The sequence below is a fragment of the Stenotrophomonas sp. 05L44_2 genome, from assembly GCF_056665995.1.
The window spans coordinates 1-5475 of record NZ_JBFTNR010000226.1 but is presented as its reverse complement, the minus strand read 5'-3'; the positions used below and the strand labels follow the sequence as shown (position 1 = coordinate 5475).

Below are 5475 nucleotides of genomic sequence, written 5' to 3'. Positions count from 1 at the left end.
GCTGTCGCCGCTCCGGCATCCTGGCCTGCGGCCATAGCACCGGCCTCCGCGGCGGCAGCCGCCTCGGCACCGGGCTGGTCGCCGCCGCCTTCCTGTGCAGCACGGCCGACGAATTCAATCTGCACGCGCTCACCCTCGCTGCCCTGCTCGTCCGGCGAAGACGTGCGGATCACCGCCACCCACAGCAGCAGCAGGAAGAACAACAGATGCAGCAACGCGCTGAGCAATGCCGAGGTCCAGCGCATCCAGCGCTGGTCACGCGGCGCCGGATCCCAGTCCTGCCAGAACAGGCGGCGCAGGGACGCCCATGGCCCCAGCGCCGGCAAGCGCCCCGGAGGCCCGGGCAGCGGCCGCGGCAGCAGCACTGCGATCACCTCGCGCGCGTGGAACGGACGCGGCAGCGGCGTCAGCGTCCGCAGCCAGATCGCCCAGCCGTACGGCAGGCCAGTGCTCTTCTCGAGGATGGGCGGTCGCKGCTGGCGCGCCAGCAGCAGGTCGATGAGTTGCTCGGCTCTGGGCAGAGGCACGCGTTGGCGATCAGGCGGCGTTGCCGCGCGGAATATACGGAGCGTGGCCGCTGTCGTGATCGGTAGCGTCACGCACCGCAGTCACCCCCGGCACACGGCCCATCAAGGTCTTCTCGATGCCCTGCTTGAGGGTGACGTCGGCCATGCCGCAGCCCTGGCAGCCACCGCCGAAGCGCAGCAGCACCACGCCGTCGGCCGAGACTTCCTGCACGGCGACCTTGCCACCGTGCGACGCGAGCTGCGGATTGACTTCGTTTTCCACCACCCAATGCACGCGCTCGACCAGCGAGGCGGCATCGCCGGGCGCTTCGCCCTTGATCCGCGGCGCCTTGATCGTCAGCTGCTGGGTACCAGCGGTACCGGGCACGATGTCGATCTCCGCGCCATCGAGCCAGCCAACGCTGCTTGCGTCGACATAGAGGGTGAAGCCATCACAGTCCACCGCCCACTCGTCGCCGAGCAGGTCGGTCGGCTCGGCGAACTCAAGCCGGGCATCGGCACGCGGGGTGCYAGGATCGACCGCACTCAAGCGCACGCCCATGCCGGGCACGCCCTCGCGTTCGATCAGCTTGCGGAAATGGGTCTGGGCAGTGTCGGAGATCTGGATCATCAGGCTATTCTAGCCAAGTAAGCGTCAGCCGCTCATTCGATTTATACACCGGCCGGCGCATTGTTCAGTCAACACGAGGTGGAGGAACCCATGGCCGACCTGATTCCGCTGGCACAGRCCCGTTGCGTGCCGCGCAAGGGCAGCGACCACAAGCTGGGCGAGGCCCGCCTGGCCGAACTGCTGCCGCAGGTTCCCGGCTGGGAGCTGGCCGAGGCCGGCCAGGCGCTGGTGCGCACGTTCCGCTTCAAGGATTACTACGCCACCATGGCCTTCGTGAACGCGCTGGCCTGGATCGCCCACGGCGAGGACCATCACCCGGACCTCGGCGTCCACTACGACCGTGCCGTCGTCCGCTACTCCACCCACGACGTGGGCGGCCTGAGCGAGAACGACTTCATCTGCGCAGCGAAGACTTCGGCCCTGACGGAGCAACTGAAATGAACGTGCGATTGCTGAGCCTGTCCCTGCTTGCCGTGACCGGCCTGGCCGGCTGCGGCACCTCCGAACCGCCGGCAGCACCGGCTGCCGCACCCACCGAAGTGGCTGCGGTGAAAACCCCGCCGCCGCAATACCCGCTGGAACTGGCCTGCACCGGCGTGGGCGGCACCAGCACCTTCAAGGTGGTGATCGGCACCGACGGCAAACCCAGCGAGGTCACCCTGCTGACCGGCGCGGGCAACCCGCAGCTGGACGATCTGGCAAAGACCGCCGTGCAGGGCTGGCAGTTCAAGGCAGCCACCCGCAATGGCGAGGCCGTACCGGCTACGATCCAGGTGCCGGTCAGCTTCAACCCGCCGCAACCCAAGCCGGACCAGTGCTTCGCCATCGAAGAAAGCCTGCGCCGCGGCGGCTGATCGCCTGCCGGTGACGAGGCCAGCCGACGCCCGCCTCGCCTTTGCCGCCCCGGCCCGTGCCGGGGCGATTGCTTGATGACAAGGAACGCGTCGGTACATGCTGCAGATTCCCCCCGAAAACATCTGGATCGCCCTGGCGGTCACCCTCGCTGCGGGCCTTGCCACCGCCATCGGCAGCCTGCTGGTGCTGTTCTCGCGTCGCCCCAATCCGCGCCTGCTGGCCTTCGGCCTGGCCTTTGCCGGCGGCGCGATGGTGTACGTCTCGCTGTCGGAGATCCTCAACAAATCCATCGCCTCGTTCGCGCTGGCCTATGGTGAACGCACCGGCTTCACCTACGGCACCCTCGCCTTCCTGCTGGGCGTGGTGGTGATCGTGCTGATCGACCACTTCATTCCCAACCCGCATGACAGCCTGGACAAGCAGGACCCGGCCTTCCGCGAGAACAGCCGCGAATACCTGAAGCGGGTCGCCCTGCTGACGTCGGTGGCGATCACCGCGCACAACTTCCCGGAGGGGCTGGCGACGTTCTTCGCGACGCTGGAGAGCCCGTCGGTGGGCATGCCGCTGGCCTTCGCCATCGCCATCCACAACATTCCCGAGGGCATCGCCATTGCGGTGCCGGTGTACTTCGCCACGCAGAACAAGTTCTACGCGTTCGCCGCCAGCCTGCTGTCAGGCCTGGCCGAGCCTGTGGGCGCGGCGATCGGCTATGTACTGCTTTCCGGCTCGCTGTCCCACGCCACGTTCGGCTGGGTGTTCGGCCTGATTGCCGGTGTGATGGTGTTCCTGGCGCTGGACGAGCTGCTGCCGGCGGCCAAGCGCTACGCCAAGGGCCACGAAACCGTGTATGGCCTGGTGGCCGGCATGGGTACGCTGGCGATCAGCCTGGTGCTGTTCAAGTGGTGAGGGATTTCCGGCCAACGGGCTGAGCCCCCCTCGCGGCTGGCGGAGCGAGATGCTGCGGTTGGGCCGGGCGAGGTGGGTATGCGGGGGACGCCGTAAACCCATCCATGGGGGCTTGGGCGCGCCATCCATGGCGCTTACACCCCCGCAAACCCACCTCGCCCGGCCCCTGACAGGCTACGTGCGTGCCAGCCGCGCGATGAAAGGATTAAAAACGAAGCCCGCGCTGCGCGCGTGAGTCGAGCGTGGCTCGACTCTGCAAAGGCTGCGTGCAGCCTGGGGTCTACGCTGCGGCTGTCGGGTCCGCCTTGTAGCGAGCCGAGCACCGCAGGTCCGGCGAGGGCGAAGAGGCGCGGGTGTTTGAGCGCAGCGAGTTCCGCGCCGCCCCTCGGCGGACCGAGGAGCACAGGGCACCGGCGCGCAGCGCTGGCTCGCGGATGGCGGCGTGTTTCTTTGGTTACTTTCTTTGCACGAGCAAAGAAAGTGACAAGCCCACTTATCGCAGGGAAACGACGGCTCCAGCCAAACGCCCGGCGCCGCCGAACCGCCCTTAGCGAAGTCGATCCAGCGCCTCGACCAGCTCATCGGCCAGCGGCGCGTTCAGCACATACGGGCTCTTGCCGTCGTCCAGCGCGAACTCCAGCGACGCGGCATGCAGGAACAGGCGCTTCAGCCCGATCTGCTCACGAAGCCGCTTGTTGACCGCAGGATCGCCGTATTTGTCGTCACCGGCTACCGGATGCCCCAGATGCTGGGCGTGCACGCGGATCTGGTGGGTGCGGCCGGTTTCGATGCGCACCTCGCAATAGGAATGGCCGCCCTTGCGCTCCAGCACCCGGAAATGGCTGATGGATTCCTTGCCGATCGCGTTGACCTGCACATGACGCTCGCCGCCCTGGCGCAGGCCCACGTGCAACGGCGCGTCGACCGTCATCACCCCGTCCGGCATGCGCCCGGCCAACAGGGTCAGGTAGCGCTTGCGGATACCGGCGCCGTGGTCTTCACGCAGCAGTGCCTGCAGCTCGCTCAGTGCCGAACGCTTCTTGGCCACGATCAACAGGCCCGACGTGTCACGGTCCAGCCGGTGGACCAGTTCGAGGGTCTGCCCGGGGCGCAGAGCGCGCAGGGTCTCAATGGCGCCGAAGCTGATGCCGCTGCCACCATGGCTGGCGACGCCCGTCGGCTTGTTCAGCGCCAGCAGCCGGGCATCTTCGAAGACGATGGCCTGCTCCAGCCGACGCATGAACGCCTCGGGCGGACCCGCCTTGTCTCCCTCTTCGCTGAGACGAACCGGCGGTATCCGCACTTCGTCGCCGGCCTCCAGCTTGCGCTCGGCCTTGGCGCGGCCGCCATTGACGCGCACCTGGCCGCTGCGGACCAGCTTGTAGACCAGGCTGCGCGGGGCACCCTTGAGCTGGCCGAGCAGGAAATTGTCCAGGCGCTGGCCGGCGCGGTCGGCCGGAACGGTGATCATGCGCACGGAAGGCTTGTCGCCGGCCGGCTTGGTGGGGTCTTGTGCAGTCATCAGCCTGTTTATTCTGTTACACTCGGGGGGCGAGATAAGGGATTGATTTCGTTGGAAGTTACTCAGGGCCAGAAGCCCCGCTTCCGACGAATCCGGCACAGTGCGCGACCACCGCCCGCGGGGCGGCCATGTTAGCGGCTCACCGGCGTTCCCGGCCATCGCCGATTGCCTGACACGCAGTCGCGCTGAACATGTCCCGTGCGGCGCTCCAGCCTGGCTGACAGCTGCCTCCGGCCCTGCAACACCCAAAACCAGAAAATTGAAGCGCTCCCGCGGCCTGCCGTGGTGTCGTAGCGCTGGAAACCCAAGCCGCCCTCCCCGCGCTTGCGCGAATGGGCGGCGAGCCGTGTCCAGAGGCGAAACTCCATGGCGTTCCGCGCGGTAGCCGCTTGCGAGGAACGCAACAATGAAGCGAATGCTGATCAACGCCACGCAGGCTGAAGAGCTGCGTGTTGCCATCGTGGATGGCCAGTCGTTGTATGACATCGACATCGAGCAGCCGTCCAAGGAACAGAAGAAGTCCAACATCTACAAGGGCCGGATCTTCCGCATCGAGCCCTCGCTGGAAGCGGCCTTCGTTGAATACGGTGGTGGCCGCCATGGCTTCCTGCCGCTGAAGGAAATTTCCCGCGATTACTTCCAGGCCGGTGTCGACCACAACAAGGCCGGCATCCGCGAGCTGCTGAGGGAAGGCCAGGAAATCGTCGTCCAGGTGGACAAGGAAGAACGTGGCAACAAGGGCGCCGCCCTGACCACGTTCATCTCCCTGGCCGGCCGTTACATGGTGCTGATGCCCAACTCCCCCAGTGCCGGCGGTGTTTCCCGTCGCATCGAGGGTGAAGACCGGGCGGCCCTGAAGGACGCTCTGGACAAGCTGAACATCCCCGACGAAATGGGCGTCATCATCCGTACCGCCGGCGTTGGCCGCGATGCGGAAGAGCTGCAGTGGGATCTGGATTACCTGCTGAACGTCTGGCGCGCCATCGCCGAAGCAGCCCTGAGCAAGCCGGCCCCGTTCCTGATCTACCAGGAATCGCGCCTGATCGTGCGCGCCC

Annotated in this window: 6 protein-coding genes and 1 pseudogene; 4 read left to right on the top strand and 3 right to left on the bottom strand. The window is 66.9% G+C overall.

All coding sequences use genetic code 11. The annotated features are described in order from the left end of the window. A pseudogene (locus AC1VAN_RS09745) lies at positions 1–527 on the bottom strand (hypothetical protein); the annotation flags it as partial. A 10-nt stretch (positions 528–537) separates the two neighbouring features. Further along, positions 538–1137, bottom strand: coding sequence for an NfuA family Fe-S biogenesis protein (locus tag AC1VAN_RS09740; RefSeq protein WP_480985715.1), 600 nt, complete (start codon positions 1135–1137; stop codon positions 538–540). 90 nt (positions 1138–1227) lie between these two features. Here AC1VAN_RS09740 and AC1VAN_RS09735 point away from each other — a divergent pair, with 90 nt between their 5' ends. The 3 genes from AC1VAN_RS09735 (at position 1228) to zupT (ending at position 2898) form a co-directional block, all read left to right on the top strand. After that, entirely contained in the window at positions 1228–1578 is a 351-nt protein-coding gene (locus AC1VAN_RS09735; RefSeq protein ID WP_480985714.1) for a 4a-hydroxytetrahydrobiopterin dehydratase, read from the top strand. Further along, entirely contained in the window at positions 1575–1991 is a 417-nt protein-coding gene (locus tag AC1VAN_RS09730; protein ID WP_025876723.1) for an energy transducer TonB, read from the top strand. The genes AC1VAN_RS09735 and AC1VAN_RS09730 overlap by 4 nt, the downstream gene beginning before the upstream one ends. A 97-nt stretch (positions 1992–2088) precedes the next feature. Then, positions 2089–2898, top strand: a complete 810-nt coding sequence (zupT, locus tag AC1VAN_RS09725; protein ID WP_025876721.1) for a zinc transporter ZupT — start codon at positions 2089–2091, stop codon at positions 2896–2898. Positions 2899–3445: 547 nt separating this feature from the next. On the opposite strand, the gene AC1VAN_RS09720 is transcribed toward zupT, so the two are convergent. After that, positions 3446–4420: an RluA family pseudouridine synthase gene (locus AC1VAN_RS09720; protein ID WP_025876523.1), complete on the bottom strand. Its 975-nt coding sequence runs from the start codon at positions 4418–4420 to the stop codon at positions 3446–3448. Between the two features lie 406 nt (positions 4421–4826). Here AC1VAN_RS09720 and AC1VAN_RS09715 point away from each other — a divergent pair. Beyond that, on the top strand, positions 4827–5475 hold a 649-nt coding region (locus AC1VAN_RS09715), incomplete at its 3' end, for a ribonuclease E/G (protein ID WP_480985713.1).

Bases quoted from the DNA above. Each gene is read 5' to 3' on its own strand.
- AC1VAN_RS09730 (WP_025876723.1), top strand. From the start codon at position 1,575: ATGAACGTGCGATTGCTGAGCCTGTCCCTGCTTGCCGTGACCGGCCTG.
- zupT (WP_025876721.1), top strand. From the start codon at position 2,089: ATGCTGCAGATTCCCCCCGAAAACATCTGGATCGCCCTGGCGGTCACC.
- AC1VAN_RS09720 (WP_025876523.1), bottom strand. From the start codon at position 4,420: ATGACTGCACAAGACCCCACCAAGCCGGCCGGCGACAAGCCTTCCGTG.